Here is a 26,285-nt window from a genome sequence, read left to right on the forward strand (position 1 = left end):
CCACGCCAGGCGCTGATAAAGCCCATGACGCTTTTATCTACTCCTGTTTACGCAAGAATTGAATCTCTTAATTGGGAGAATCAATTCTTTGCGGTGAACAGCGCAATTCTTCGTTTTGCAGACGATGCCCCGCTGCTGGCTTCACAACATCTTGATGCGTTTTCCCGCGTGCAGGCGAAAATCGCTACCCATCAAACCGTGCTGCTGGATGGTTTACAGCAACTCGGCTTTAAACTGGTTGAAGGGGAAGTGGATTTTGCTCTAGCCGTTGGCACGCAAAATGCTGCACTTGCACTGCCGCGTGCGACTCAAGCAGATATCGCGACTTTGCGGGAATTGGCTGCCCAAATATTCACACAAAGTCGTTTTCGCGCACCCTGGTATCAGCCTGTTGATAGTGGCCGATTTTACGCCCAGTGGATTGAGAATGCCGTGCTCGGCACCTTCGACCATGAATGCCTGGTGCTAAAAAGTGGCGAAGCGGTACAGGGGTTTGTGAGCATGCGCCAGCTCAGTGACACTGAAGCGCGTATCGGATTACTCGCTGGACGTGGAGTGGGCGGACAGTTAATGGATGCCGCCCGTTCATGGTGTCAGCAACGCGGTTTACATACGCTGCGAGTGGCTACGCAAACCAGCAATACGGCTGCTCTGCGACGTTATATTCAAAGCGGTGCCAATATTGAAAGCACCGCCTTCTGGTTATACAGGTGAAAAAATGATCCCATTTAATGCTCCTCCAGTAGTAGGTACCGAAATCGAATACATGCAGGCTGCAATGGGTAGCGGCAAGCTCTGTGGCGATGGCGGTTTTACTCGCCGTTGCCAGCAGTGGATGGAGCATCGTTTTGGCAGCAAAAAAGTGCTGCTGACACCATCCTGCACCGCCTCGCTGGAAATGGCGGCCCTCCTGTTGAATATCCAGGCCGGCGATGAAGTGATCATGCCGAGCTATACCTTTGTTTCGACGGCCAATGCGTTTGTATTGCGCGGGGCTAAAATTGTGTTTGTGGATGTTCGCCCGGACACCATGAACATCGACGAGAAGTTGATTGAAGCGGCTATCACCGAGAAAACGCGTGCAATTGTTCCGGTTCATTACGCGGGGGTTGCCTGCGAAATGGACACCATTATGGCGATTGCGACTAAACATAAACTCTTTGTGGTGGAAGATGCCGCGCAGGGTGTGATGTCGACCTATAAAGGCCGCGCCTTAGGAACAATTGGCCACATTGGCTGTTTCAGCTTCCATGAAACCAAAAACTACACCGCAGGCGGTGAAGGTGGGGCGACGCTGATAAACGACGCATCGCTTATCGAGCGTGCGGAAATTATTCGCGAGAAAGGCACCAACCGCAGCCAATTCTTCCGTGGGCAGGTGGACAAATATACCTGGCGCGATATTGGTTCAAGCTACCTGATGGCAGACCTCCAGGCGGCATATCTTTGGGCGCAACTGGAAGCCGCTGAAAAGATTAACCAACAGCGTCTGAAACTGTGGCATGACTATTACGACGCGCTGGCACCTCTGGCTAAAACCGGGCGCATTGAACTGCCATCGATTCCAAAAGATTGTGTGCAGAACGCGCACATGTTTTATATCAAACTGCGTGATATTGACGATCGCAGCGCTCTGATTGCGTATCTCAAAGAGGCAGAAATTATGGCGGTGTTCCATTACATCCCATTACATGATTGCCCGGCTGGCGAGAAGTTTGGTTACTTCCACGGCGAAGATCGTTTCACGTCTAAAGAAAGCGAGCGCCTGCTGCGCTTGCCACTGTTCTATAACCTGTCTCCAGCGAACCAGCGTACTGTTATCAATACGTTGTTAAGCTTCTTCTCCTGATATGTCACTCGCGAAAGCCTCAGTGTGGACCGCAGGGTCCACGCTGGTAAAAATTGCTGCTGGTTTGCTGGTGGTGAAACTGCTGGCCGTGGCATACGGCCCAAGTGGTGTTGGGCAGGCTGGAAACTTCCGCCAGATGATCACCGTTTTAGGTGTGCTTGCCGGGGCGGGGATCTTCAATGGCGTGACTAAATATGTCGCGCAGTACCACGACCAACCCGAGCAGCTGCGCAAAGTCATCGGTACGTCATCAGCCATGGTGTTGGGCTTCTCGACGCTTTTAGCCATTATTTTTGTGGTGGCGGCAAAGCCGATTAGCCTTGGATTATTCGGGCATGAAAACTACCAGGGATTAGTGCGTCTGGTTGCGCTCGTGCAAATGGGGATTGCCTGGGCGAACTTGTCGCTGGCCATCATGAAAGGGTTTCGTGATGCGGCGGGTAATGCGCTGGCACTGATTGGCGGCAGCCTGATTGGCGTATTGGCTTATTACCTTTGCTACCGCCTGGGCGGTTATCAGGGGGCGCTGTTGGGACTGGCGTTGGTGCCTGCGCTGGTACTGATTCCTGCTGGCATTATGCTGGTTCGCCGCGAACACGTACCGCTCGGTTATCTCAAACCGCAGTGGGATAAAGTCTATGCCAGCAGTCTTGGCAAGTTCACCATTATGGCGCTGATTACCTCGGTAACGTTGCCGGTGGCATACGTGATGATGCGAAATCTGCTTGCCGCGCATTACAGCTGGGATGATGTCGGAATCTGGCAAGGTGTTAGCAGTATTTCGGATGCGTATCTGCAATTCATCACCGCTTCGTTTAGCGTGTATTTGCTGCCAACGCTTTCCCGCCTGACCAGCAAACATGACATCAGTCGCGAGATTCTTCGCTCACTGAAATTTGTGCTGCCCGCCGTAGCTCTGGCGAGTTTTACCGTCTGGCTATTGCGTGATTTCGCCATCTGGTTGCTTTTCTCGCATAAGTTTATTGCGATGCGCGATCTTTTCGCCTGGCAACTGGTGGGTGACGTACTGAAAGTGGGCTCCTACGTATTTGGTTATCTGGTGATAGCCAAAGCCTCGCTTCGCTTCTATATTTTGACTGAAATCAGCCAGTTTGCATTATTGACCGGTTTTTCGCATTGGCTTATACCTGCGCATGGTGCGCTCGGCGCGGCGCAGGCATATATGGCAACGTATATCATTTACTTCACGCTCTGTTGCAGCGTTTTTCTTATTTATCGTAGACGAGCATGACGACACTGATTCACGTTTTGGGATCGGATATCCCGCATCATAATCAAACGGTACTGCGTTTCTTTAATGACGCACTGGCTACCGCGAATCCGCACGCCCGCCAGTTTATGGTGGTATCACAGGACGACTCGCTGCTGTCGGCTTTTCCGATGCTTGCTGTCATGCTTTATCCAACCAAAAAAGCGCTGGCACAGGTCGTCATTGAAAAGGCTCGAGCTAATCGGAAACAACGCTTTTTCTTCCATGGTCAGTTTAATAGTGCGCTGTGGATTGCCCTGCTGACGGGCGGTTTGAAACCTGCTCAGATGAACTGGCACATTTGGGGGGCCGATCTGTATGAAGCCTCCAGTAGCCTCAAGTTTCGGCTGTTTTACCTGCTGCGTCGCATCGCGCAGGGCCGAGTAGGACGCGTGTTTGCAACCCGTGGCGACCTGAATTATTTTCATGAACGCCACCCACGCGTGCCAGGGGAACTGATTTATTTCCCGACGCGTATGGACCCATCGCTCAACACGCTTGCCAACAGTGAACCTAAAACAGGAAAAATGACGGTGCTGGTCGGCAATTCGGGCGACCTGAGCAACCAGCATATTGCCGCACTGAAAGCTGTTCACGATCAGTTTGGCGATACGGTTCGCGTGGTCGTGCCAATGGGTTATCCGGCCAACAATAATACTTATATCAATGAAGTGCGGCAGGCTGGGCGAGCGTTTTTCAGCGAAGAAAATCTGCAAATTTTGACCGAAAAAATGGAATTTGATGATTACCTGGCGATGTTGCGTCAGTGTGACCTCGGCTATTTCATTTTCGATCGCCAACAAGGAATTGGCACCCTTTGTCTGCTGATTCAGGCGGGAATACCCTGCGTATTGAGCCGCAAAAACCCTTTCTGGCAGGATATGACGGAGCAGCACATTCCGGTGCTATTCGCCGGCGACCCGCTTGATGAACCGATTGTGCGCGAGGCGCAGCGTCAGCTACGCTTACTGGATAAACAGCAAATTGCTTTCTTTAACCCTAATTACATTGATGGTTGGATACGGGCGCTGGACATTGCATCAGGAGAAACCGCATGAGTTTGCTGCAATTTGGCGGTTTGTTTGTGGTCTGGTTTGTCTCGGTCATGTTCATTGGCATTTTAACGTACCAGGAATTCCGCCGGGTCCGTTTTAATTTCAATGTCTTCTTCTCGCTATTGTATTTGCTGACGTTTTTCTTCGGCTTTCCGTTTACCTGCACATTAGTCTTCCGCTTTGGGGTGTCCGTCGTTCCAGCAGACGTTCTGTTGCAAGCGCAGCTAGCAGCCGCGTGCTTTTATGGCATCTATTATGTTGCCTACAAAACACGGTTGCGGGAGAAACGAAGCAACGCGGTTCGGCAGCCTGTGTTTACGATGAATCGAGTTGAAACGCATTTGACGTGGGTGATGCTGGCCGTAGTGGCATTGGTGAGCGTCGGCATCTTCTTTATGCATAACGGTTTCTTGCTGTTTAAACTGCATTCGTACAGCCAGATATTCTCCAGCGAAGTCTCAGGCGTTGCGTTAAAACGCTTCTTCTACTTCTTTATTCCCGCGATGTTGGTGGTCTATTTTCTCAAGCAGGATGGCCGTTCCTGGATGTTTTTCCTGGTCAGCACCGTCGCGTTTGGTTTGTTGACTTATATGATTGTCGGCGGGACTCGCGCGAATATTATCATTGCGTTCGCCATCTTCTTGTTCATCGGTATTATTCGCGGCTGGATTTCGTTGTGGATGCTGGCGGCTGCGGGGATATTCGGCATTGTCGGCATGTTCTGGTTGGCGCTAAAGCGCTACGGTATGGACGTGAGCGGCGACGAAGCGTTTTATACCTTCTTGTATCTGACGCGCGATACTTTCTCGCCGTGGGAAAATCTCGCATTACTGCTGCAAAATTACGACAAAATTGAGTTTCAGGGTCTGGCACCGATTGTCCGTGATTTCTATGTCTTTATCCCCACCTGGTTATGGCCGAGTCGTCCAGGCATCGTGCTGAATAGCGCGAACTACTTTACCTGGGAAATCCTCAACAACCATTCAGGGCTGGCGATTTCACCGACGTTAATTGGATCGCTGGTGGTTATGGGCGGCGTGTGGTTTATCCCGCTGGGTGCCGTTGTGGTGGGTCTGATTATCAAATGGTTTGATTGGTTGTATGAACTGGGCAACAGGGAAACCAACAAGTATAAAGCCGCCATTTTGCATAGCTTCTGTTTCGGGGCCATCTTTAACATGATTGTGCTGGCGCGAGAGGGGCTTGATTCCTTTGTTTCCCGCGTAGTGTTTTTCATTGTGATTTTTGGCGCCTGTCTGTTGCTGGCAAAACTCCTTTACTGGTTATTTGATAGTGCGGGATTAGTACATCAACGGCTACGTCGTTCGCCAAGCGTTATGTCTGACTCCCAAAATGCATCACAAGGAATATCATGAACGAGCTAACTACCGCTCCGTCTTATGCGATTCGCGGCCTGGAGCTTTTGGGCTGGCGCGATATGCAACATGCTTTGGATTATCTCTACGCAGGCGGCTCGCTGCGTAGTGGGACGCTGGTGGCGATTAACGCTGAGAAAATCCTTGCTGCTGAACGCGAGCAAGAAGTGCGAACGTTAATCGAAAATGCAGAATACAAATACGCAGATGGCATCAGTGTTGTGCGCTCGATTCGTAAAAAGTTTCCGGGGGCCGTGGTGTCGCGTGTACCAGGAGCCGATCTCTGGGAAGCATTGATGCAGCGTGCCGGGCGGGAGGGGACACCTGTGTTTCTGATTGGCGGCAAACCGGAAATACTGGCGCAAACTGAAGCAAAGCTGCGTGGGCAGTGGCAGGTCAATATTGTCGGTAGTCAGGATGGCTACTTTAAACCTGAACAACAAGCCGCTTTATTCGAGCGTATTCGCGACAGCGGTGCGGCGATAATCACGGTCGCGATGGGATCGCCACGCCAGGAAATCTTCATGCGCGATTGCCGCAAGGTGTATCCTGATGCTTTGTATATGGGCGTGGGTGGCACCTACGATGTTTTCACCGGCCATGTGAAACGTGCGCCAAAGGTCTGGCAAAACCTGGGTCTGGAGTGGTTATATCGATTATTGTCGCAACCGAGCCGCATTACGCGTCAAATTAAGTTGCTGCGTTATCTGGGCTGGCATTACACAGGACGGCTGTAAGCGGCAGTGTTTGTAGAGATAAAGCGAGTTTGGCGGGTGTTTTTGGCTGTATAATCATCAGAATGTGCAAAGCGTAACCAAATGCGCATTTTATTTAAATAAGCACTAGACAGGTGGGCATGAAGGCCGTAATATCCGACCCCGCAACGGCGCTATGCGCCCGTAGCTCAGCTGGATAGAGCGCTGCCCTCCGGAGGCAGAGGTCTCAGGTTCGAATCCTGTCGGGCGCACCATTGATTGAATGGCGCTGGAGCTGCGGCGGAATTCCTTCTTAAGAAGGTAGACCGCGCGAAAAGATTTACAGTGGTGGCTATAGCTCAGTTGGTAGAGCCCTGGATTGTGATTCCAGTTGTCGTGGGTTCGAGTCCCATTAGCCACCCCATTAATTTAGTGATATTGCGAAGGTGGCGGAATTGGTAGACGCGCTAGCTTCAGGTGTTAGTGTTCTTACGGACGTGAGGGTTCAAGTCCCTCTCTTCGCACCATCTCTAAGTTAAGCAATAAGAAGTGAAGCAGTATTTCGGCGAGTAGCGCAGCTTGGTAGCGCAACTGGTTTGGGACCAGTGGGTCGGAGGTTCGAATCCTCTCTCGCCGACCAAATTCAAGAAAACCCAATCGAAAGATTGGGTTTTTTTACGTCTGTAGTTTACCGTTTCGTAGGTCGGATAAGCGCAGCGTCATCCGACACCCTTGCGAAAACAGTCCATCTCAATCCCAGTCTCTTATTTGCGACATTCCTGCTTTTGTTGTCGCCGTTTGGTGACTCATAAAGCATTGATATAAATGACTAGTTTTGATTGTCTGTTTATCTGTCTCTAAATGGAGACACTTATGCTATCCATCCAGGGTCGTTAAACAGCCAGCGCTGCGGCAACAATGAATCGCATAACATACTGATCAAAAAGGAATTACATTGTCATATTAATTTCGAATACAAACCTGGCATGCATCATGCAATAATATATGTGTAGATGCTCATTCCACTTCTTATGTTTGCTTAGGCTTCATAAACCCAGGAATGACGCAGAGCCGATTACGGTGCTTATCGTCCACCGACAGATGTCGTCTTTCAGACCTCATCCAACACCATGGACACAACGTTGAGTGAAGCACCACTTAGTTGTCATACAGACCTGTTTTAACACCTGCCAATTGGCAGGTGTTTTTTTTTGCATACGGAGAGGGAATTCGAGAAAGGAAAAGGGCGAAGAGATCGCCCTTGGGTGTTACGAGCCTGTGTTGTTTTGCAGAGTGAGCAGCAGACCATCACGGCGCATCAGAGCCGCTTCTTCCGGGTTATGCAGCTTATCCAGGCAATCAGCCAGCCATGCGTAATCAAAAGCGTCTGGGCGCTGTTTAATTGCCTCACGGAAAGCTTCGGATGCCTGCTGCCATTCACCGTGTTTCATCAGCAACTGGCCTAGCGTACTGTATAACAACGGACGATCGCCCTGCGTTTTGATCTGCTGGCGCAGAGCTTTCTCAAGCTGCTCCGGATTGCCAGATTTCAGGCGCGGCATTAGTAATATCAAACGTTCGTCATAATGGCGCTTCAGGCCATCAAGAATGATTTCCTGCGCGGCGTCATGATCGTCACATTCAATAAGATGCTCTGCCATCGCGACTTGCAGCACGGTTTCATGGCGAGTCTTACGGCTTTGATTCTTCCACCAGGTTTTCAGACCATCGTTACCTTGCTCCGCCATTGCCTGATCCATCAAGCCAATCCAGGCTTGCTGTTGCAATGCGAGGCGATGAGTTTCGTCACCAATCTGTACTTTGTCCATCGCTGGCAAAATATCGAGTAACGAACCCCAAGCACCGGTGCGGACATATGCCATTTCTGCAAGACGCAGAACCTCAGGATGGCGCGGAGAAATCTCCAGCAGCTTATCGACACCATGACGCGCGGCATGATTTTCATTGCGGGCTAACTGCAAACGTACACGGGTAATCTCGACCGGTAATTGATCGTTATCCGCCAGTTCGGAAGCTCGTTCAAGATGCTGATTGGCACGAATTTCATCCCCGCGTTGCTGTGCAGCTTCGGCCGCCATAAGGTAGTTCACCACAGGTTGCTCGGCATGATCGGCATTTTTCAGCATCAGCTTTTCAACTTGTTGGTGATCACCTTCCGCCAGTTTCAGCAATGCAGCTTTTGTTTGCTTACGTGCGCGACTGCTCTTGCGCCCAACAAACCAACCACGAGTACGAGCGCCGGTGCGGAATACGCGGCGCAGCACCCATTCAATAGCGAACAGCACTACCATGGTAAGGATCAGAATGATCACCAGACCCGTGACGCTGGTTTCGACGTTGTAGTTGTCAGTTTGAATCAGAACGTAACCCTGGTGCCCGGCTAACATTGGCCCAAGCACGATCCCGGCGATCAGCAGCAGAAAGAGTAATAAGACTTTAATCATGCTTATTCTCCTTGAACGGGTGCGGGAGCCTGTTCAGGCGCGGGTTCTGCTGGAGCGCTGGCATTTGCAGCGGGTTGAGCAAGCAAATTACGCACCCGAGTCTGCATCAGCTTTTCCAGCAGCGGCTGGCTTTCCAGAGTTTGCGGGACATCCATATTGATGGTTTGCTGGCTGAGAGAGTCCAGATCATCAAGGAAAGATTTTGTCACGCTGTCGCTGGTGTCGTAATAAGCACGCACCCACGTCGAAACATTTTCCAGCGATTGCTTATAGGTTTCTTCCTGATGGCGTGGCACCGCTTGCGCTGCAACCAGCAAGCGCGAACGGATGTTCTCACGCAGATAAACATCCTGGTTCGGAGCCAAAAGCGGAACGGCCGTTTCGTCACGGCGGCGGATAGTAATGAAGCTATCCATAAAGTTGTGCCAGCTTTTGGTCAGATTTTGACGCCATTCTGTGACGGTAGAGGAAAGTTCACTACCATCGGAATCCATCGGCGTATCGTCGGTATCGTTATCCGCCAGACGCAGGTTATCAACTTGATTTGAAAGCTGATTGAGCTTGAGAATTATCCCGTCGTAATCAACCTGAGTAATCGCAGACAGCGTTGAAATGTCGTCTGTTAGCGCCCGGCGAACGGGAAGCAGGCTTGGGTCATTCATATCTGCCAGGCTGGCATCGGCACTTTTCAATAATGCGGCGGCGGTCGTGACGTCCTGATCGCTCCACAGTTTGCGCCCTGCCAATTTCACCAGGAAGTCGGATTGTGCCAGCAGCCATGTTTTCGCATCGCTGCCAGAAATAGTAGCGACTTTTTGTTGTACTTCATTCAGTTCGCGCGCCAGATTTGCCTGTTGGCGATTCGACTCTTCAAGCGCAGTTGCCTGCTGCTTGATGGTGGCTTCCAGAGCTGATTGCTGCTGCTCTTGCTGCTTTTGGAGCGCGGTCAGTTGCGTTGCCAGCGCATCGCTGGTGGTGTTTTGTGCCGCCACCTCATGCTTACCGTAGCTGTACAGACCTGCACCCAGCGCCAGAGCAATTGCAATGGCGATAGCGCCCAGCGCAATGCCTGCAATACCACTACGATTTTTTTGTGGTGGTTGTTCTGGAAGCGGTTTGTTTTCTACCGCAGGTGTGGTCTCTTCAACCATGGCGGAGGTGTTCTGTTGTTCCGTCATTGTGGCATCCCATATTATTTACCCTTCATGCTTCAAGCCGCCTTCCTGGAACTCGAATTATTTTGGGTCAAGGTTTATTGTAATGCGCGAAGCAGCGCATCATTGTCAGCGTTATCGGCGACCCGAATATCTTGCCAGCCCAAATCCTGGGCAAGGCCTGCCAGACGCTCACTGACGACGATAAGCCGGCAGTGGAGTAACCAATTTGTTCGATACCATTCGGGAATGAGTGCATAAAGTTGTTGTAGCATTTCACCGCTCGTTACGACCAGCGTTGAAACCCCACGTTCGCGCCAGCGAAAGGCTTCTTCCGTTCCATCATAAATCCTGGCATTTCTTTGATAGCATTCGCAGAAAGTAACTTCTGCGCCGCGTTCTGCCAGCGTTTCGCCCAACAGTTCACGACCACCATTCCCACGCAAAATGAGCGCCCGTTTCCCGGCAACATTTTGTAATTCAGGTAATTGTAGCAACACTTCCGTCGTTTCTCTGTCTTGCGGATAACGAACCGGCAAATGGCTCACAGTGTGAAAAGCTAACGCAGTTGTACGTCCAATAGCAAACCAGGCAAGACTTGCAGGCCATGACATAGCGTTCTGCTTTAATTGTGGATGAGCAAAATGTATAACGTGCTGCGATAAAAGGAATACCAGGTCACCTTCGGAAAGGCTCGTCAGCATGGACGGCAATTTATCCAACTGCCGCCCTGGGGAAAACTCGATGAGAGGGAAGCTATACGCCACCTGCCCCAGTGCGCGCAGTCTGCTCACTAATTCATCCCCTGCGGGGGAAGGGCGGGTGACCAGTATCGTCATGCCGGAGCATCTCCGTCATAAACGGCAGCAAGAATTTCGCGCGCGCCTTTATCGAGAAGCTCTTCTGCCAGCGAAACGCCCATGACTTCGGCGTCTTCTGGCTTACCGCGGCGTTCACCACGCACCAGAATCGAGCCGTCAGGTGCGCCCACTAATGCCCGCAGCCATAGCTCACCGTCTTTCAATTCTGCATAACTGCCAATCGGCACCTGGCACCCACCTTCAAGGCGCATGTTCATGGCGCGTTCAGCACGGACGCGAGTTGCAGTCTCTTCATGATTAAGTGAAGCGAGCAATGCTTGAGCGTGCTCATCATTAAGACGACATTCAATACCCACCGCGCCCTGACCTACAGCGGGCAGAGACACTTCCGCTGGCAATGCGTAACGGATACGTGATTGCAGACCAAGACGGTTCAGCCCGGCTACTGCCAGAATAATCGCGTCATAATCACCGTTGTCGAGTTTACCCAGACGGGTGCCAACGTTGCCGCGCAAAGAACGAATCACCAGATCCGGGCGGCGTTCGGCAATCTGACACTGGCGGCGTAGGCTTGAAGTACCCACGATGCTGCCTGCGGGTAAATCATCCAGACTGGCGAAATTATTCGAGACAAAGGCGTCGCGAGGATCGTCGCGTTCACAAATTGTCACTAAACCTAAACCTTCAGGAAATTCAACCGGCACATCTTTCATTGAATGCACGGCAATATCTGCCCGGCCTTCAAGCAGTGCGAGTTCCAACTCTTTGACAAACAATCCCTTGCCGCCTACTTTTGCCAGCGGTGTATCAAGAATGATGTCGCCACGCGTAACCATAGGCACCAGTTCAACCGTGAGCTGGGGGTGGCACGCTTCGAGGCGTTGTTTGACATATTGTGCTTGCCAAAGTGCTAATGGGCTTTGGCGAGTGGCAATTCTTAATACATTGTCTAACATTGCTTGTTACCGTAATTATCGTCCCTGACCATCCTACCACTCTTCAAGGAAGGCTGTCAGTTTCAACGGGTTTGCGGAAAAGAGGGACATATTTCGTATTATGGAAGATAAAGCGGGTAGAAGGTAAGGAACTTGGCGAGTAGCGCATCTTTCTTTACGGTCAACCAGCAAGGTGTTAAATTGATCACGTTTCCAGCAATTCTTTGCCTTGTCGTTTATAATAGAGGCAACAACCGGGAAACGGGTTTTTTCGTAATACTGAAACCATCAGGCGATATGTCTTGTACCTCTATATTGAGACTCTTAAACAGAGACTGGATGCCATTAACCAACTGCGTGTAGATCGCGCACTTGCTGCCATGGGGCCTGCTTTCCAACAGGTCTACAGTCTTCTGCCAACATTGTTACATTATCATCACCCGCTGATGCCAGGTTACCTTGAGGGTAACGTTCCACACGGCATATGCATCTACACGCCTGATGAAACCCAACGTCACTACCTCAACGAACTCGAATTGATGCGCGGCATGCCGCCGCAGACAACAGAATCGGGTGAATTGCCTATCACTGGCCTTTATTCAATGGGCAGCACCTCGTCTGTTGGGCAGAGCTGTTCATCCGATCTGGATATTTGGGTTTGTCACCAGTCATGGCTCGATAATGACGAGCGCCAGTTGCTGCAACGTAAATGTAGCGTGCTGGAAAGCTGGGCCGCTTCGCTAGGTGTTGAGGTCAGCTTCTTCCTGATTGATGAAAACCGCTTCCGCCACAACGAAAGCGGCAGTCTGGGCGGCGAAGACTGTGGTTCAACTCAACACATCTTGTTGCTCGATGAATTCTACCGCACCGCAGTACGCCTGGCGGGTAAACGAATTTTGTGGAGTATGGTGCCGGGCGACGAAGAAGAGCATTACGACGATTACGTCATGAGCCTCTATTCGCAGGGTGTGCTCACGCCAAACGAATGGCTGGATCTTGGTGGTTTAAGCACGCTGTCGGCGGAAGAGTACTTTGGAGCCAGCCTGTGGCAGCTCTATAAAAGTATCGATTCACCTTATAAAGCGGTGCTGAAAACGCTGCTGCTGGAAGCCTATTCCTGGGAATACCCAAACACGCGTTTACTGGCAAAAGACATCAAGCAGCGCTTGCATGATGGCGAGATAGTCTCTTTTGGGCTTGATCCGTACTGCATGATGCTGGAGCGTGTGACCCATTACCTCACGCAAATCGAAGATACTGCGCGCCTGGATTTAGTGCGTCGTTGTTTCTATCTGAAAGTGTGCGAAAAACTGTCCCGTGAGCGTGCCTGTGTAGGCTGGCGTCGTGAAGTTTTAAGCCAACTGGTCAAAGACTGGGGCTGGGACGAACCGCGTCTGGCGATGCTCGATAACCGCGCTAACTGGAAAATCGACCAGGTTCGCGATGCGCACAACGAACTTCTGGATGCGATGATGCAAAGCTATCGCAACCTGATTCGCTTCGCTCGCCGTAACAACCTCAGCGTCAGTGCCAGCCCGCAGGATATTGGTGTGTTGACCCGTAAACTGTACGCAGCGTTTGAAGCGCTGCCTGGTAAAGTCACGCTGGTTAACCCGCAGATTTCCCCTGATTTGTCAGAACCGAACCTGACCTTTATCCATGTTCCGCCAGGTCGTGCTAACCGTTCAGGTTGGTATCTCTACAACCGTGCGCCAAACATGGATTCGATCATCAGCCATCAACCGCTGGAATATAACCGTTATCTTAATAAGCTGGTGGCATGGGCCTACTTCAACGGCCTGCTGACCTCGCGCACCCGCCTGTTTATTAAGGGCAACGGCATTTGTGATTTGCCAAAATTGCAGGAAATGGTGGCTGACGTTTCGCACCACTTCCCGCTGCGTTTGCCTGCGCCAACCGCCAAAGCGTTGTATAGCCCATGTGAAATTCGCCATCTGGCGATTATCGTTAACCTCGAATACGACCCGACGGCGGCATTCCGCAATCAGGTGGTTCATTTCGATTTCCGTAAGCTGGATGTGTTCAGTTTCGGGCAGCAACAACAGTGCCTGGTGGGAAGCGTTGACCTGCTTTACCGCAACTCCTGGAATGAAGTGCGTACGCTGCACTTCAACGGCGAGCAATCGATGATTGAGGCGCTGAAAACCATTCTGGGCAAAATGCACCAGGATGCCGCGCCGCCTGATAGCGTTGAAGTGTTCTGTTATAGCCAGCATTTGCGTGGACTTATCCGCACGCGCGTTCAGCAGCTGGTTTCTGAATGTATCGACTTCCGTTTGTCGAGCACACGTCAGGAACCTGGCCGCTTTAAAGCGCTGCGTATTTCTGGCCAGACGTGGGGGCTGTTCTTTGAACGCCTGAGCGTATCGGTGCAAAAACTGGAGAATGCGGTCGAGTTCTACGGCGCGATTTCCCATAACAAACTGCATGGCTTGTCGGTGCAGGTTGAAACTAACCAGCAGGTTCAGTTGCCGCCGGTGGTAGATGGTTTTGCCAGTGAAGGGATCATTCAGTTCTTCTTTGAAGAATCGAATGAGGACCAGGGATTTAATATCTATATTCTGGATGAGACTAACCGAGCAGAGGTTTATCACCACTGTGAAGGAAGCAAAGAAGATTTAGTGCGTGACGTCAGCCGCTTCTACTCGTCCTCGCACGACCGTTTCACTTACGGCTCAAGCTTCATCAACTTCAACTTGCCACAGTTCTATCAGATTGTGAAAGTAGATGGGCGCTCACAGGTGATTCCATTCCGCACCCAGGCCATTACAGCAGCGACGCCGGCTAATCATGACGATAGCTCAACACCGCTGCTTCAGCAGTACAGCAACAGCTAGCTAAAGCTAACTGGCTCTCCAGCTTGCTGTGTGCAAGCTTCTTCCAGCAACTGCCAAAACTCTGCGCCGCTGCGGTCGCAAATCCACTTATCGTCTTTCAGATTAAAATGGTAACCCCCACTTTTGGTGGCAAGCCACACCTGATGTAAAGGCTCCTGGCGGTTGATAATAATCTTGCTGCGATTCTCAAAACTTAGCGTCAACACGCCACCATTGATTTCGCAGTCGATATCACTGTCACCATCCCAGTCATCCAGGCGTTCTTCGATTGTTGACCACAGGCCGTCAGCCAGGCGATGAAATTCACTGTCGTTCATATGTTTTTCTCAGTTGTTCGTCTTTACGGCAGTATAAAAGCAACGCCCGCCAATAGAAAAGAGTATTGCTTTTCAGGGATCACCTGCGATGATAGAAGACAGAATATTGGATTACAGGCATCTCAATAATGAAGAAAATTTTCTGCCCACTGGCACTCTTGCTGGCACTTTCCAGTCTTTCTGGCTGCGGTCTCAAAGGGCCTCTGTATTTTCCGCCCGCTGATGGCAAAACCAAGCCTACGAGCCAGGTAACACCGGATAAACAAACACAATCTACCGCGCCGGAACGTAACGACCGTGGGACTGATAACGCACCGACTCAGGTTATCTACTAGAAAACACTTAAAAAGTAGCCGCGTATATGGAGCAGAAGATGCAGTTCTCAAAGATGCATGGCCTTGGCAATGACTTTATGGTCGTCGACGCGGTGACTCAAAACGTCTATTTCTCCCCTGAGTTGATTCGTCGCCTGGCAGACCGGCATTTAGGTGTGGGTTTCGATCAGCTGCTGGTGGTTGAACCGCCATACGATCCCGACCTCGATTTCCATTACCGCATTTTCAATGCCGACGGCAGCGAAGTCTCACAATGTGGCAATGGCGCACGCTGTTTCGCTCGTTTTGTGCGCCTGAAAGGGCTGACCAACAAACGCGATATTCGTGTCAGCACCGCCAATGGCCGCATGGTTCTGAGCGTGACGGAAGATGAACTGGTGCGTGTGAATATGGGCGAGCCGAATTTCGAGCCATCCGCCGTGCCGTTCCGCGCCAACAAAGCGGAAAAGACCTATATTATGCGTGCCGCCGAACAGACCATTATGTGCGGCGTCGTGTCGATGGGTAATCCGCACTGCGTTATTCAGGTTGACGAAGTGACGACCGCCGCCGTAGAGACTCTGGGGCCGGTGATGGAAAACCACGAACGCTTCCCGGAGCGGGCGAACATCGGTTTTATGCAAGTCGTGACCAAAGAACATATCCGCCTGCGTGTTTATGAACGTGGTGCCGGAGAAACACAAGCTTGTGGCAGTGGCGCTTGCGGCGCAGTCGCCGTGGGCATTTTGCAAGGAATACTTGCGGAACAGGTTCGCGTGGAGCTGCCTGGTGGCCGTCTTGATATCGCCTGGAAAGGGCCGGGAACCCCGTTGTTTATGACCGGCCCGGCGGCCCACGTCTATGATGGATTTATACATCTATGAAGAATGCCGAGGAACAGCAAGAAGCCGTACTGGAACTGGATGACCGCATGGTGGCGGAATATCTGCTGCGTCATCCCGATTTCTTTATTCGTAACGCCCAGCATGTAGAACAGATGCAAGTGCCGCATCCGGTACGCGGCACGGTTTCGTTGGTTGAATGGCATATGGCGCGTAGCCGTAACCACATCAATTTTCTTGAAGAAAACATGACCTTGCTGATGGAGCAGGCGAGTGCCAACGAAGGTTTGTTCTACCGCTTACTGAAGCTGCAAGGCCGTCTGGCTTCTGCCACCAGCTTGCAGGACATGCTGAACCGCTTGCATCGTTGGGCGCGTGAAATGGGTCTGGCGGGCGCGAATGTGCGTCTTTTTGCAGACCGTTGGCGGATTGGTGCTCCTTCTGATTTCACCCATCTGGCATTGAATCGCCAGGCTTTTGAGCCGCTGCGTATTCAACGCCTGGGCGACAGGCAGCATTATCTTGGGTCATTAAATGGCCCTGAATTACTGGTCGTTTTGCCTCAGGCGAAAGCGATTGGCTCGGTGGCGCTTTCTCTGATGGGCAGCGATGCGGATTTAGGCGTACTGGTATTCAGTAGCCGTGATCCCCAGCATTACCAGGAAGGGCAAGGTACACAATTACTGCATGAACTGGCGCTAATGTTGCCAGATTTGCTGGAGCGTTGGGTCGAGCGAGTATGACCGACTCCCCGCTGCAAACCGCTGTTGAGGGTTTTCTTCGCTACCTGAAAGTGGAGCGCCAGTTAAGCCCGCTTACTCTGCTCAATTATGGCCGCCAGCTTACCGCGATAATCGGCCTGGCAAGCGAGATGAAGCTGAGTACCTGGCAACAGTGCGATGCCGCCGCGGTTCGCTCAATCACTGTTCGCAGCCGAAAAGCGGGGCTTGGGCCATCAAGCCTGGCGTTACGCCTTTCGGCATTACGCAGCTTTTTCGACTGGTGTGTTAGCCAGGGCCAACTCAAAGCCAATCCCGCAAAAGGGATTTCCACGCCGAAAGCGGGTCGCCACCTACCAAAAAATATCGACGTCGATGACGTGAGCCGCCTGCTGGATATCGACATTAACGATCCGCTCGCGGTACGCGACCGTGCGATGCTTGAAGTGATGTACGGCGCGGGGTTGCGTCTTTCCGAACTGGTGAATATGGACTGTCGCCACATCGATCTGGCGACGGGTGAAGTGTGGGTGATGGGGAAAGGCAGCAAAGAGCGTCGGGTGCCGGTGGGGAAATCTGCGGTCACCTGGGTTGAGCACTGGCTGGATCTGCGTGAGCTTTTTGGCCCGGACGACGATGCGTTATTTCTCTCAAAGCAGGGGAAACGTATCTCGGCACGCAACGTTCAAAAACGCTTTAGCGAGTGGGGGATAAAACAGGGGCTAAACAGCCATGTACATCCACATAAACTGCGCCATTCATTTGCCACGCATATGCTGGAATCGAGCGGGGATCTGCGCGGCGTGCAGGAATTATTAGGCCACGCCAACCTTTCCACTACGCAAATCTATACCCATCTCGACTTCCAACACTTAGCCTCAGTGTATGATGCCGCGCATCCACGCGCTAAACGAGGGAAATCGTAATGCACTTTTACCGCCCACTTGGGCCTATCGCCGCGCTCACTTTTGATCTCGACGACACGCTGTACGACAACCGCGAAGTGATTACGCGTACCGAACGTGAATCAATGAGCTTCGTGCAAAATTACCATCCGAAGCTTAACCATCTGCAACGTCAAGATTTTCTGCATATTCGGCATGCGCTGCGCCTCGCAGAACCGGATATTTACCACGATGTGACCGAATGGCGTCGCCGTGCCGTTGAACAAGCCATGTTAGATGTGGGCTTGTCAGCGCAAGAAGCAGCCGCTGGCGCACTGGCTTGTATGGCGAATTTCGCCCACTGGCGCAGCCAAATCGAGGTGCCGCAAGAAACGCATGACACATTAGCAAAACTTGGTGAGAAATGGCCGTTGGTGGCGATTACCAACGGTAACGCCGAGCCGCACCTTTTCGGCCTCGATCAATACTTTAAGTTTGTGCTGCGCGCTGGCCCTCACGGTCGCTCTAAGCCATTCAACGACATGTATCACCTGGCGGCTGAAAAGCTCGATGTGCCGCTCGGCCACATTCTGCATGTGGGTGATGACCTGACGACAGACGTCGCCGGAGCCGTCCGCTGTGGGATGCAGGCGTGCTGGATAAATCTGCGTGATGGCGACCTGATGCAGATTAATGACAGCCGTTTATTGCCACATCTGGAAATTTCGCAGTTGGCATCCCTCACCGCGCTGATATAATCTGATTAATTCTGTATAAAACCACAGTATATTTTTATCTCCTCAACGGCGGTGCCAATGGACGTTTCTTACCTGCTCGACAGCCTCAATGACAAACAGCGCGAAGCCGTCGCAGCCACGCGTAGCAACATGCTGGTGCTGGCAGGGGCGGGTAGTGGTAAGACGCGCGTATTAGTGCACCGCATTGCGTGGTTGATTAGCGTGGAAAACTGCTCGCCGTATTCCATTATGGCGGTGACGTTTACCAACAAAGCGGCGGCGGAAATGCGCCACCGTATCGGCCAGTTGATGGGAACCAGCCAGGGCGGTATGTGGGTGGGCACTTTCCATGGCCTTGCACATCGCTTGCTGCGTGCGCATCACATGGACGCTAACCTGCCGCAGGATTTCCAAATTCTGGACAGCGAAGATCAGCTGCGCTTGTTAAAACGCCTGATTAAAGCCATGAATCTCGATGATAAACAGTGGCCGGCACGCCAGGCAATGTGGTTTATCAACGGTAAAAAAGACGAAGGTTTACGTCCGCATCACATTGAAAGCTATGGCAACCCGGTCGAGCAAACCTGGCAGAAAGTGTATCAGGCATATCAGGAAGCCTGTGACCGCGCAGGCCTGTTGGACTTTGCCGAGCTATTGCTGCGTGCTCATGAGTTGTGGCTGAACAAACCCCATATTCTTAACCACTACCGCGAACGCTTTACCAACATTCTGGTGGACGAATTCCAGGATACCAACAGCATTCAGTACGCGTGGATTCGCATGCTGGCGGGCGATACTGGCAAAGTGATGATCGTGGGTGACGATGATCAGTCAATCTACGGATGGCGCGGCGCGCAAGTTGAGAACATCCAACGCTTCCTGACCGATTTCCCCGGCGCACAAACCATTCGCCTTGAGCAAAACTACCGTTCCACCAACAACATTCTGAATGCCGCCAACGCCCTTATTGCGAACAACTCAGGTCGCTTAGGCAAAGAGCTGTGGACGGATGGCAGCGACGGCGAGCCTATCTCACTTTATTGCGCATTCAACGAATTAGATGAAGCGCGTTTTGTGGTTAACCGCATCAAAACGTGGCAGGAAGCAGGCGGAGCGCTCGAGCAGTGCGCGATTCTGTACCGTAGCAACGCCCAATCGCGTGTGCTGGAAGAAGCATTGTTGCAGGTCAGCATGCCATATCGCATTTATGGCGGCATGCGCTTCTTCGAACGTCAGGAAATCAAAGATGCACTCTCGTATCTGCGCCTGATTGCCAACCGCAATGACGATGCGGCGTTTGAACGCGTGGTTAACACGCCAACGCGTGGCATCGGCGATCGTACATTAGACGTAGTGCGTCAGACCTCCCGCGATAAACAACTCACATTGTGGCAAGCCTGCCGTTTGCTGCTGCAAGAAAAAGCGCTGGCGGGCCGTGCGGCCTCTGCGCTGCAACGATTTATGGAACTTATCGACGCACTGGCACATGAAACTATCGATATGCCGCTGCACGTACAAACCGACCGGGTTATCAAGGACTCGGGCTTAATGATTATGTATGAGCAGGAAAAGGGCGAGAAAGGCCAGACGCGTATCGAAAACTTAGAAGAACTGGTCACGGCAACGCGCCAGTTCAGCTATCAGGATGAAGACGAAGACCTGATGCCGCTGCAAGCATTCTTGTCTCACGCGGCACTTGAAGCCGGTGAAGGGCAAGCCGATACCTGGCAAGACGCAGTGCAACTGATGACGTTGCACTCGGCGAAAGGGCTGGAGTTCCCGCAAGTATTCATCGTCGGTATGGAAGAGGGCATGTTCCCAAGCCAGATGTCGCTGGATGAAGGCGGGCGCCTGGAGGAAGAACGTCGCCTGGCTTACGTCGGCGTGACGCGAGCGATGCAAAAACTCACGATTACCTATGCCGAAACCCGTCGTCTATACGGCAAAGAGGTGTACCACCGTCCTTCTCGATTCATTGGCGAGTTGCCTGAAAACTGTGTGGAAGAAGTTCGCCTGCGCGCCAGTATCAGCCGCCCTGTTAGCCATCAACGTATGGGAACACCGATTTCCGAAAACGACACGGGCTACAAACTTGGGCAGCGTGTCCGTCATGCAAAATTTGGTGAAGGCACCATCGTTAACCTGGAAGGGAGCGGCGAACATAGCCGGGTTCAGGTGGCATTCCCAGGACAAGGAATTAAGTGGTTAGTTGCCGCTTATGCACGTCTTGAAACCGTGTAAGTCAGCGGAATAACTCATAGTTTTTTACGCTTTTGCTACCCTTTAAACACCGAGGGTATTTATTCGCAAGCGGTGTCCCGTTGCGTGTTGACGCCATATTTGTGGTGGCGTAACATGCGCGCACGATTACGCTAAGAGGACACTCGCCTTGGACACACCCAGTAAATACTGGCTCAATTACCTGTCATCCAGGTACAACTTCTAAGGCTATCCTCGAATGCTGATAGCCTTAGTGGTTGTCGGCGACCCCATATCTCGTATATCCCGTCGCAATGAGTCAGACTTTTTAATGGTCTGAAACCTATATTGTTTCTGTCTGTGTGCCAACCGAACTGTCCCTGATATTTTTTGCATTGGGAGTACCGGTCATGCTGAGCGCATTTCAACTGGAAAACAATCGTCTGTCCCGTCTTGAATTAGATGAGGCCGATAACCTGAGCAATTCTGTTTGGGTTGATTTGGTCGAGCCTGAAGAGAGCGAGCGTCAGCGCGTGCAAACGGAACTTGGTCAAAGCCTGGCAACCCGCCCGGAACTGGAAGACATCGAAGCATCCGCGCGTTTCTTTGAAGACGAAGACGGTTTGCACATCCACTCATTTTTCTTTTATGAAGATGCAGACGATCACGCGGGCAACAGCACCGTGGCATTCACCATTCGTGAAGGCCGCCTGTTTACGCTGCGTGAGCGTGAACTACCTGCATTTCGACTCTATCGTATGCGCGCTCGTAGCCAGAACATGGTTGACGGCAACGCCTATGAATTACTGCTCGATCTGTTTGAAACCAAAATCGAACAGCTGGCAGATGAAATCGAAAACATTTATAGCGATCTCGAAAAACTCAGTCGTGTAATCATGGAAGGGCACCAGGGCGATGAATATGACGCCGCGCTTTCTACGCTTGCTGAGCTTGAAGATATCGGCTGGAAAGTCCGTTTGTGTCTGATGGATACCCAACGCGCGCTCAACTTCCTGGTGCGTAAAGCACGTTTGCCGAGCGGTCAGCTTGAGCAGGCGCGTGAGATCCTGCGCGATATCGAATCCCTGTTGCCGCACAACGAATCCCTGTTCCAGAAGGTGAACTTCCTGATGCAGGCGGCGATGGGCTTTATCAACATCGAGCAGAACCGCATCATCAAGATCTTCTCGGTGGTATCGGTCGTATTCCTGCCACCGACGCTTGTGGCATCCAGCTACGGGATGAACTTTGAGTTTATGCCCGAGTTGAAACTGAGCTTCGGTTATCCGGCGGCGATTATCGTCATGATCCTCGCAGGCCTCGCGCCGTATCTCTACTTCAAGCGTAAAAACTGGTTGTGAGATGAAAATGAGAAGGGAGCCGATTGGCTCCCTTTTTTACTTCTGCGCGACCGCGCGCGCCGCTATCCGCGAATTTCTCTGCGTATAAACCGCATCCAGGATAAACAACGCCAGTGCAGCCCAGATAAAGCCAAAGGTCAGCAACTTATCTTTGCCGACCACTTCACCGTAGAACGTCACTGCCAGCAGGAACATTAACGTCGGGCCAATATACTGGAAGAAACCCAGTGTCGAGAGGCGCAAACGCGTTGCCGCAGCGGTGAAACATAGCAATGGAATCGTTGTTACCACGCCCGCCGCAATCAGCATTAAGTTCAACGACATTGAGTTTTGCCCCATATGGCTGGTGGAGCTATCAGCGATGCCAAATAAGTAAATTGCGGCAATGGGCAACAGCCACAGCGTTTCCACCAACATGCCGGTTTGTGCATCCACGGCAATTTTCTTACGCACCAGGCCGTAAAACGCGAAGCTAAATGCAAGACCAAGAGCGATGACTGGCAGCGAGCCGAATGTCCAAAGCTGAACCAGAACCCCACAAGCAGCAAGGCCCACGGCTACCCACTGCATTGCGCGGAAACGTTCGCCGAGAAAAATCATCCCCAGCAATACGTTAACCAGCGGGTTGATGAAGTAACCCAGGCTGGCTTCCAGCATGTGATTGTTATTCACCGCCCAAATGAACAGTAGCCAGTTACCACCAATCAGCACCGCCGAGAGTGCCATGGCAAAAACCTTCTTACGGTTCTGGCAGGATTTTTTCACCTGTGGCCACTGGCGGCTCAGACTAATCAGCACCACCATAAAGAAGAATGACCAAATCACGCGATGCGTCAGGATTTCATCAGCCGGGACATAGTGGATTAGCTTGAAATAGGCAGGCGCGATGCCCCACATAAAGTACGCCGCCAGCGCAAGTAACACGCCCTGGCGGGTTTGTTTCGCATCCATGAAAAGAACTCGTTGGTAAATAGTGTGCAAATAGTAACAGGATTTATCTTCTCACCCTACCATGTAGGTCGCCGTCGCACTGGCGATATGCAGTTGGTCTTCGTTGTGTAATTCCACACGCGCAACCGCGACTTTATTCCCGGCACGCAGCAGGCTGCTGCTGGCGGTAAAACGTTGTCCGCGCCCTGGTCGCAGGTAATCGACACGCAGGTCGATGGTGCCCATTTTCGACAGACGTTGGCGTAGTTCTTCTTCGCTAATGCTGTCGTGGCGAGTCAGCGTGCTGCCCACGCAAACCAGGCCAGCCGCGACGTCTAGCGAAGAGGCAATCACCCCGCCGTGCAAAATACTTTGTGCCCAGTTTCCTACCATCATCGGCTGGTTATTGAAGCAAAGCTCGGCGTAGCCTTTCTCGTAACGTATGAGTTCCAGACCCAGCGCACGGTTAAAAGGCATGTGATAAACAAAAATCTCACCAACCAGTTGGAGGGCAGCTTCAGGTGTCAGAAATGGGGTAGACATGGATCATCCTCGATCAAAGCAAAAAACGTAATGTTAATTATTTGTTTATTTTATGCTTCGCAATCGTTGATTGCCACTTTAAGAAATGTAGACCGAGCGTGCACAATCATTCCTATGTAGAATGTGTCTCAGAAAATAATTTGAAACCTTTTTTATTCAGGAGAACATTGCCGATGCGCACGTTTCTGGGATGGTTAGTGGCTGCAAGCCTGTTGCCTCTGACTGCTTACGCACAGGAAGCAACAATCAAACAAGTGCATGACAAACCCGCCGTACGCGGTAGCATCATCGCCAATATGCTTCTGGAACACGATAACCCATTCACGCTCTATCCGTATGAAACTAACTATTTGATTTATACGGTGACAGACGATCTCAATAAAGAAGCGATCCGCAGTTACAACTGGTCTGATAATGCCAGAAAAGACGAAGTGAAATTCCAGCTGAGCCTCGCGTTCCCTATCTGGCGTGGCATCGTCGGGCCAAATTCCGTCCTGGGCGCTTCTTATACTCAGAAATCCTGGTGGCAGTTGTCGAACAGCGGAGAATCTGCACCTTTCCGTGAAACCAACTACGAGCCGCAAGTTTTCCTGGGCTTCGCAATGGACGAGTCATTCGCGGGTTGGACATTGCGTGATGTTGAATTTGGTTATAATCACGACTCCAATGGTCGTTCCGACCCAACTTCCCGTAGCTGGAACCGCCTCTACACGCGCCTGATGGCGGAAAACGGTAACTGGATGGTGGAAGCGAAGCCGTGGTATGTCATTGGCAGCACAGATGATAACCCGGACATCACGAAATACATGGGCTATTACCAGTTGCGTGTCGGCTATCAGTTTGGCGATGCCATTCTGAGTATGAAAGGCCAGTACAACTGGAATACCGGCTACGGCGGTGCGGAATTAGGCTTTAGTTATCCGGTGACTAAACACGTTCGCCTCTATACCCAACTTTATAGCGGCTACGGCGAGTCATTAATTGATTACAACTTTAACCAGACACGCTTCGGTGTCGGCGTTATGCTTAACGATCTGTTCTAAGAAATTGGCGGTTTTTGTGGTGGGGAAAGCGTGACACAGGCGGAAGTAATTAATCAGGCAGTGCTGGCCAGACAGGTTTTGCAAGATACCTTTGGCTATCAACAGTTCCGCCCGGGTCAGGAAACCATCATCGAAACGGTGCTGGAAGGGCGCGATTGCCTGGTTGTTATGCCAACTGGCGGTGGTAAATCCCTGTGCTATCAGATTCCGGCCTTGGTATTTGGCGGGCTGACGGTTGTCGTCTCCCCGCTGATTTCCCTGATGAAAGACCAGGTCGATCAGCTGCTGGCAAACGGTGTGGCGGCGGCCTGTCTTAACTCCACGCAAACTCGCGAACAGCAGCAAGAAGTGATGGCGGGTTGCCGTACCGGGCAAATCCGCCTGCTTTATATCGCACCAGAACGTTTGATGATGGATAACTTCATCGATCAAATTAGCCACTGGCATTTGTCGATGGTGGCGGTGGATGAAGCGCACTGTATTTCACAATGGGGTCACGATTTCCGCCCGGAATACGCCGCTTTAGGCCAGTTGCGCCAACGCCTGCCGACGGTGCCATTTATTGCCCTCACCGCAACGGCTGATGACACCACGCGTGCTGATATCGTGCGTCTGCTTGGTCTGCACGATCCGCTAATTCAAATCAGTAGCTTTGACCGCCCAAATATCCGATACATGCTGATGGAGAAGTTTAAACCTCTCGATCAATTGATGCGTTACGTACAAGACCAGCGCGGAAAATCCGGCATTATTTACTGCAATAGCCGCGCAAAAGTTGAAGACACTGCCGCGCGTCTGCAAAGCAAAGGGATTAGCGCTGGTGCTTATCACGCCGGGCTTGAGCACCAGGTTCGCGCAGAAGTGCAGGAAAAATTCCAGCGCGACGATCTGCAAATTGTTGTCGCCACCGTGGCTTTTGGCATGGGTATCAACAAACCCAATGTGCGGTTTGTCGCGCACTTTGATATCCCACGTAACATCGAATCTTACTACCAGGAAACAGGTCGCGCCGGGCGTGACGGCCTGCCTGCGGAAGCGATGTTATTTTACGATCCGGCCGATATGGCGTGGTTGCGTAAATGCCTCGAAGAAAAGCCGGTCGGGCAATTGCAGGATATCGAGCGCCACAAACTCAACGCGATGGGCGCATTTGCCGAAGCGCAAACGTGCCGCCGCCTGGTGTTGTTGAATTACTTTGGAGAAGGCCGCCAGCAATCTTGCGGCAACTGCGATGTTTGCCTCGATCCGCCGCGTCGCTACGACGGGCTGGTGGATGCGCAAAAAGCACTGTCCTGTATTTATCGCGTCAATCAGCGCTTTGGTATGGGTTATGTCGTGGAAGTCCTGCGCGGTGCCAATAACCAACGTATTCGCGAGTTTCAGCACGATAAATTACCCGTTTATGGCATTGGCCGTGACCAGACCCACGAGCACTGGGTCAGCGTTATCCGCCAGCTGATTCACCTCGGCGTAGTGACGCAAAATATTGCCCAACACTCGGCGTTGCAACTTACCGCAGCGGCTCGCCCGTATTTACGTGGCGAAGAACCGTTAATGCTGGCGGTGCCGCGTATTGTGGCCATCAAATCGAAATCCAGCCCGAAAGTGTTCGGCGGCAATTACGATCGCAAACTGTTTGCCAAATTGCGCAAGCTGCGTAAAGCCATTGCGGATGAAGAAAATATCCCGCCCTATGTGGTGTTTAACGATGCCACGCTTATCGAAATGGCTGAACAAATGCCGCTCTCTCCGGGTGAAATGCTGGGCGTTAACGGTGTCGGTACACGAAAACTGGAACGCTTTGGCCGCGAGTTTATGGCACTTATTCGTAGCCATGTCGACGGCGAAGATGAGTAGTAGCCAGTCCTGCCCGAACGTGGCAGGATAACCCTTCATTGAATATTTTTTGCGCGAGTTA

General features: G+C 51.8%; 24 protein-coding genes and 4 tRNA genes. 21 read left to right on the plus strand and 7 right to left on the minus strand.

Features of this window, described 5'->3' with window-relative positions:
• Positions 1-24 precede the first annotated feature (24 nt).
• The 10 genes from rffC (at position 25) to M2371_RS20525 (ending at position 6,885) form a co-directional block, all read left to right on the plus strand.
• Positions 25-714 (plus strand): dTDP-4-amino-4,6-dideoxy-D-galactose acyltransferase, encoded by a 690-nt coding sequence (rffC, locus tag M2371_RS20480; RefSeq protein ID WP_259268576.1) that lies wholly within the window; start codon positions 25-27, stop codon positions 712-714.
• 4 nt (positions 715-718) lie between these two features.
• Positions 719-1,849 carry a dTDP-4-amino-4,6-dideoxygalactose transaminase gene (rffA, locus tag M2371_RS20485; protein WP_259268577.1) on the plus strand — a complete coding sequence of 377 codons (1,131 nt, stop codon included), beginning with the start codon at positions 719-721 and terminating at the stop codon, positions 1,847-1,849.
• Position 1,850: 1 nt separating this feature from the next.
• Positions 1,851-3,101, plus strand: coding sequence for a lipid III flippase WzxE (gene wzxE, locus M2371_RS20490; RefSeq protein WP_259268578.1), 1,251 nt, complete (start codon positions 1,851-1,853; stop codon positions 3,099-3,101).
• Entirely contained in the window at positions 3,098-4,177 is a 1,080-nt protein-coding gene (locus M2371_RS20495) for a TDP-N-acetylfucosamine:lipid II N-acetylfucosaminyltransferase (RefSeq protein WP_259268579.1), read from the plus strand. The genes wzxE and M2371_RS20495 overlap by 4 nt, the downstream gene beginning before the upstream one ends.
• Complete coding sequence (gene wzyE, locus M2371_RS20500) at positions 4,174-5,550, plus strand: ECA oligosaccharide polymerase (protein WP_259268580.1); 1,377 nt, start codon at positions 4,174-4,176, stop codon at positions 5,548-5,550. The genes M2371_RS20495 and wzyE overlap by 4 nt, the downstream gene beginning before the upstream one ends.
• The gene (gene wecG, locus M2371_RS20505) at positions 5,547-6,287 is read left to right on the plus strand and encodes a lipopolysaccharide N-acetylmannosaminouronosyltransferase (RefSeq protein WP_115631607.1); all 741 of its coding nucleotides are present in this window, start codon (positions 5,547-5,549) and stop codon (positions 6,285-6,287) included. Before wzyE ends, wecG begins: the two co-directional genes overlap by 4 nt.
• Positions 6,288-6,443: 156 nt before the next feature.
• Positions 6,444-6,520 (plus strand) — tRNA-Arg (locus M2371_RS20510).
• Between the two features lie 73 nt (positions 6,521-6,593).
• Positions 6,594-6,669: transfer RNA gene (locus tag M2371_RS20515), tRNA-His, on the plus strand.
• A gap of 16 nt (positions 6,670-6,685) precedes the next feature.
• Positions 6,686-6,772: transfer RNA gene (locus M2371_RS20520), tRNA-Leu, on the plus strand.
• A 36-nt stretch (positions 6,773-6,808) separates the two neighbouring features.
• Positions 6,809-6,885 (plus strand) — tRNA-Pro (locus M2371_RS20525).
• 628 nt (positions 6,886-7,513) lie between these two features.
• Here M2371_RS20525 and hemY read toward each other — a convergent pair.
• The 4 genes from hemY to hemC form a co-directional block, all read right to left on the minus strand.
• A complete protein-coding gene (hemY, locus tag M2371_RS20530; protein ID WP_034492210.1) occupies positions 7,514-8,710 on the minus strand; it encodes a protoheme IX biogenesis protein HemY in 1,197 nt (398 codons plus the stop codon).
• A 2-nt stretch (positions 8,711-8,712) separates the two neighbouring features.
• The gene (gene hemX, locus M2371_RS20535) at positions 8,713-9,888 is read right to left on the minus strand and encodes a uroporphyrinogen-III C-methyltransferase (protein WP_259268581.1); all 1,176 of its coding nucleotides are present in this window, start codon (positions 9,886-9,888) and stop codon (positions 8,713-8,715) included.
• 74 nt (positions 9,889-9,962) lie between these two features.
• Entirely contained in the window at positions 9,963-10,703 is a 741-nt protein-coding gene (hemD, locus tag M2371_RS20540; RefSeq protein ID WP_172895931.1) for a uroporphyrinogen-III synthase, read from the minus strand.
• Positions 10,700-11,641: a hydroxymethylbilane synthase gene (gene hemC / locus M2371_RS20545; protein ID WP_259268582.1), complete on the minus strand. Its 942-nt coding sequence runs from the start codon at positions 11,639-11,641 to the stop codon at positions 10,700-10,702. The genes hemD and hemC overlap by 4 nt, the downstream gene beginning before the upstream one ends.
• Positions 11,642-11,922: 281 nt before the next feature.
• Here hemC and cyaA point away from each other — a divergent pair, with 281 nt between their 5' ends.
• A complete protein-coding gene (gene cyaA / locus M2371_RS20550) occupies positions 11,923-14,478 on the plus strand; it encodes a class I adenylate cyclase (protein ID WP_172895929.1) in 2,556 nt (851 codons plus the stop codon).
• Here the strand turns inward: cyaA and cyaY are convergent.
• Positions 14,475-14,795, minus strand: a complete 321-nt coding sequence (gene cyaY / locus M2371_RS20555) for an iron donor protein CyaY (RefSeq protein ID WP_115631601.1) — start codon at positions 14,793-14,795, stop codon at positions 14,475-14,477. The two genes, cyaA and cyaY, sit on opposite strands and share 4 nt — an antisense overlap.
• A gap of 128 nt (positions 14,796-14,923) precedes the next feature.
• On the opposite strand from cyaY, the gene M2371_RS20560 reads away from it, so the two are divergent.
• From M2371_RS20560 to corA, 8 genes are all read left to right on the plus strand, one after another.
• A complete protein-coding gene (locus M2371_RS20560) occupies positions 14,924-15,130 on the plus strand; it encodes an LPS translocon maturation chaperone LptM (protein ID WP_034492195.1) in 207 nt (68 codons plus the stop codon).
• A 38-nt stretch (positions 15,131-15,168) separates the two neighbouring features.
• Positions 15,169-15,993, plus strand: coding sequence for a diaminopimelate epimerase (dapF, locus tag M2371_RS20565; RefSeq protein ID WP_115631600.1), 825 nt, complete (start codon positions 15,169-15,171; stop codon positions 15,991-15,993).
• Complete coding sequence (locus tag M2371_RS20570) at positions 15,990-16,694, plus strand: DUF484 domain-containing protein (protein WP_034492189.1); 705 nt, start codon at positions 15,990-15,992, stop codon at positions 16,692-16,694. Before dapF ends, M2371_RS20570 begins: the two co-directional genes overlap by 4 nt.
• The gene (xerC, locus tag M2371_RS20575; RefSeq protein ID WP_259268583.1) at positions 16,691-17,596 is read left to right on the plus strand and encodes a tyrosine recombinase XerC; all 906 of its coding nucleotides are present in this window, start codon (positions 16,691-16,693) and stop codon (positions 17,594-17,596) included. Before M2371_RS20570 ends, xerC begins: the two co-directional genes overlap by 4 nt.
• Positions 17,596-18,312 carry a 5-amino-6-(5-phospho-D-ribitylamino)uracil phosphatase YigB gene (gene yigB / locus M2371_RS20580; protein WP_259268584.1) on the plus strand — a complete coding sequence of 239 codons (717 nt, stop codon included), beginning with the start codon at positions 17,596-17,598 and terminating at the stop codon, positions 18,310-18,312. The genes xerC and yigB overlap by 1 nt, the downstream gene beginning before the upstream one ends.
• Before the next feature lie 57 nt (positions 18,313-18,369).
• Positions 18,370-20,532: a DNA helicase II gene (gene uvrD / locus M2371_RS20585; RefSeq protein WP_172895925.1), complete on the plus strand. Its 2,163-nt coding sequence runs from the start codon at positions 18,370-18,372 to the stop codon at positions 20,530-20,532.
• Between the two features lie 148 nt (positions 20,533-20,680).
• On the plus strand, positions 20,681-20,737 hold the full coding sequence (gene ysgD / locus M2371_RS21655) for a YsgD/CorL family protein (RefSeq protein ID WP_370451543.1): 57 nt from the start codon (positions 20,681-20,683) through the stop codon (positions 20,735-20,737).
• Between the two features lie 163 nt (positions 20,738-20,900).
• Positions 20,901-21,851 (plus strand): magnesium/cobalt transporter CorA, encoded by a 951-nt coding sequence (gene corA, locus M2371_RS20590; RefSeq protein WP_034492179.1) that lies wholly within the window; start codon positions 20,901-20,903, stop codon positions 21,849-21,851.
• A 36-nt stretch (positions 21,852-21,887) separates the two neighbouring features.
• Here the strand turns inward: corA and rarD are convergent, their stop codons facing one another.
• Both rarD and yigI read right to left on the minus strand, forming a co-directional pair.
• A complete protein-coding gene (rarD, locus tag M2371_RS20595; protein WP_172895924.1) occupies positions 21,888-22,802 on the minus strand; it encodes an EamA family transporter RarD in 915 nt (304 codons plus the stop codon).
• 51 nt (positions 22,803-22,853) lie between these two features.
• Positions 22,854-23,324 (minus strand): acyl-CoA thioesterase YigI, encoded by a 471-nt coding sequence (yigI, locus tag M2371_RS20600; RefSeq protein ID WP_259268585.1) that lies wholly within the window; start codon positions 23,322-23,324, stop codon positions 22,854-22,856.
• Between the two features lie 173 nt (positions 23,325-23,497).
• Here yigI and pldA point away from each other — a divergent pair, with 173 nt between their 5' ends.
• Together pldA and recQ are read left to right on the plus strand one after the other, a co-directional pair.
• Positions 23,498-24,367 (plus strand): phospholipase A, encoded by an 870-nt coding sequence (gene pldA / locus M2371_RS20605; RefSeq protein ID WP_259268586.1) that lies wholly within the window; start codon positions 23,498-23,500, stop codon positions 24,365-24,367.
• Positions 24,368-24,397: 30 nt separating this feature from the next.
• The gene (gene recQ / locus M2371_RS20610) at positions 24,398-26,224 is read left to right on the plus strand and encodes an ATP-dependent DNA helicase RecQ (RefSeq protein ID WP_034492169.1); all 1,827 of its coding nucleotides are present in this window, start codon (positions 24,398-24,400) and stop codon (positions 26,222-26,224) included.
• Positions 26,225-26,285 lie beyond the last annotated feature (61 nt).

The sequence above is a fragment of the Buttiauxella sp. BIGb0471 genome, from assembly GCF_024807715.1.
Taxonomy (GTDB): domain Bacteria; phylum Pseudomonadota; class Gammaproteobacteria; order Enterobacterales; family Enterobacteriaceae; genus Buttiauxella; species Buttiauxella agrestis.